The organism is Xanthobacter sp. BG11Y11_SDJG, from assembly GCF_057364445.1.
Window position 1 is genome coordinate 1 of record NZ_JBNFNU010000480.1, and the last position, 2,855, is coordinate 2,855.

The 2,855-nt window shown below is 68.7% G+C and carries 1 protein-coding gene and 1 pseudogene; both read left to right on the forward strand.

Annotation, left to right across the window (positions count from 1 at the left end; genetic code table 11):
- The first annotated feature begins 288 nt into the window (after nucleotides 1-288).
- Nucleotides 289-1,316: pseudogene (locus AC2W7M_RS23190) on the forward strand (2-dehydropantoate 2-reductase).
- An 828-nt stretch (nucleotides 1,317-2,144) separates the two neighbouring features.
- The gene (locus AC2W7M_RS23195; protein ID WP_486135268.1) at nucleotides 2,145-2,726 is read left to right on the forward strand and encodes a YqaA family protein; all 582 of its coding nucleotides are present in this window, start codon (nucleotides 2,145-2,147) and stop codon (nucleotides 2,724-2,726) included.
- The last annotated feature ends 129 nt before the right edge of the window (nucleotides 2,727-2,855 follow it).

A 2,855-nucleotide genomic window follows, 5' to 3' on the forward strand; every position in this document is an offset into this window, starting at 1 on the left:
GTCACTGTCGGGCATGAAACTCCCTCGCAGGCCTGCCGCGCGCCGGTAAACGGCGGGCGGCGGCTTGTTCTTCTCGGTCGCGCCCGGTTGCCCCGCACGAGCGATTCCCGGCGCGCCGTCGCCCTTAGGTTAAGCCCAAGTGGGTGCGCGCGCAGCCTGTGACAAATTTCCACGTTACGGGATTAATTTCCATTGCTATGGTGGGCGCCAAGCTGGTGGGGGCGGCGGCACGCCTCATCAACTGGCATACATAATACGCCATGCAGGAAACATGAGGAGGATCGGGCGATGAAGGTGTGCATCTACGGCGCCGGCGCCATTGGCGGCTATCTCGGCGTGGAGCTGGCCCGGCGGCGCGGAGGTGAGCCTGGTGGCGCGCGGCGGCCACCTGGAAGCCATGCAGACCAACGGCGTGAAGCTGCTCATCAATGGCGAGGAGCGGGTCGCCCGGGTGCGCGCCACCGACGATCCCGCCGAACTCGGCCCTCAGGACTATGTCATCATCGCCCTCAAGGCCCATTCCGTGCCCGGCGTGGTGGAGAAGATGCGCCCGCTCCTGGGCAACGACACCTCGGTCGTCACCGCCGTGAACGGCGTGCCCTACTGGTATTTCTACAAGCATGGCGGGGCGCTGGAGAACCGCACGCTGGAGACCATCGACCCCGCCGGTCGCCAGTGGGAGGTGCTGCGGCCCGAGCGCGCGCTCGGCTGCATCGTCTATCCCGCCACCGAGGTGGTGGCGCCGGGCGTGATCCAGCACATCTATGGCGACAAGTTCCCGCTCGGCGAGCCCTCGGGCGAGGTGACGCCGCGGGTGAAGGCGCTCGCCGACCTGATGGAGAGCGCCGGCCTGCGCGCGCCAGTGATGCCGAACATCCGCGACGAGCTGTGGCTGAAGCTGTGGGGCAATCTGTGCTTCAACCCCATCAGCGCCCTCACCCACGCCACCCTCGAGGTGATCGCCGCCGACCCCGGCACCCGCGCCGTGGCGCGCGGCATGATGCTGGAGGCCCAGGCCATCGCCGAGAAGCTGGGCATCCGGTTCCGGGTCGACGTGGAGCGGCGCATCAAGCGCCGGCGCCGTGGGCGCACACAAGACCTCCATGCTCCAGGACCTGGAGCGCGACCGGCCTATGGAGATCGATCCGCTGGTGAGCGTGGTGCAGGAGATGGGCCGCATGCTCGACATGCCGACCCCCACGCTCGACGTGGTGCTGGCCCTGGTGCGCCAGCGCGCCGCAGTCTCCGGCCTCGGCGGGCATCTCGCCAACCCGCCTCTGACCGCAGCCGACCTGCCGGCCGGCAAGCCGCACTGACGGCAGGCCGGCCAAGTTCAGTCTGAAATCCGGCTGCCTGCGATCTGCCCCCCGCCCCCTCTCCCGCGTGCCGGGGAGGGCAAGGCGGAGGCGCCCCCCCCCGAAACAGGCGAAACCCTGGCGATCGCGCGAGCGCGCGCGCCGCCTCCCCCGCAAAGGGCAAGGATCGCCCGGCCCGACCTGCAATCCGCCGCAGGCATGGCCCGGCGCGCCGCGCTCAAGACCGCGACGGTCCGCCCTGAGCGCAGCGGAAATTTTTCGACGGTGATGAAGAAAGGCTTAAAGAGCGCCCGCCGAGGCGCAGGCGGGACCGCCGGCGCGCCTCGCCGACAGGCGAAACTCAGTCGGCGGCGGCCTCGACGGTCATGGGGAGGCGATCGGCCTGGCCCGCGTTGAGGGCCATTCCCGTGAGCACGTAACCCATCACAAGCGCAGCAAACACAACAATTCGCTTGATCATCTCGAACCCCTGCCCTCGTCTTCCAGACCGCTCCGGACCGTCCCCACCCGGCGAGCACAGCATGCTGCCCAGCCACAGGTTCTAATCCGGTTAAGCCCTACGGACGCTGAACGGGGGCGTTTGTTCCCGTTCATCTGTGCGATCCGCCCGTCGCGGCCCCGTGCCCTCGCCGTGTCTCGCCGGCGAAGCGAAACCAGCGCGAATCATGGACGACCCACAGCCGCGACGGGCGTCCTCTTACACGGCGCCTTCCAGCGTGTCTGTGACCGCCCGGACACATCGCGCAAGGATTGCGGCAGCGCCTTTACTCGCCGGGGTCGAGCGCCTAAGCGAGGGGCCGTTGTTGCAACGCACAGCAAGGCGCCGGCATGCTCCGCAAGCTCTATGACTGGGTGATCGCCTATTCGGCCAAGCCCTCGGCGCCTTGGGCGCTGGCGGTGGTTTCGTTCGCGGAAAGTTCGATCTTCCCGGTGCCGCCCGACGTGCTCCAGGTGCCCATGACCCTGGCGCGGCCGGACAAGGCCTGGCGCTACGCCACCATCGCCACCATCGCCTCGGTGCTGGGCGGGCTGGTCGGCTACGCCATCGGCGCGCTGCTCTATGACAGCGTCGGCAAGTTCCTGATCAATCTCTACGGCTACGGCGACAAGGTGGAGCAGTTCCGCGCCGCCTATGCCCATTACGGTCACTGGGTGATCCTGCTGAAGGGGCTCACCCCCATCCCCTACAAGCTGGTCACCATCACCTCGGGCTTTGCCGACTACAACCTGTTCTGGTTCGTGGTGCTCTCGCTCATCACCCGCGGCGCGCGCTTCTTCATTCTCGCCGCTCTGCTGCACCATTTCGGGCCGCGCGCGCGGGAATTCATCGAGAAGCGGCTCGGGCTCGTCACCCTCGGGCTGCTGGCCGTGGTGGTCGTCGGGCTGGTGGCGGCGGTCTACCTGTTCTGAGCCCGGCGGGCGGTGCTACTGCGCCGTCCCGGACGGACGCGACAGCACCGAGGCCGTGCCGGCAGCAGTGCCGCCCGGCGTCGCAGTGCCGGCGCCGATCCCCTTGGCGGGCGGTGCGGGCGCGGCTTC

Coding starts and splice junctions, on each gene's coding strand:
- AC2W7M_RS23195 (WP_486135268.1), top strand. CDS start 2,145: ATGCTCCGCAAGCTCTATGACTGGGTGATCGCCTATTCGGCCAAGCCC.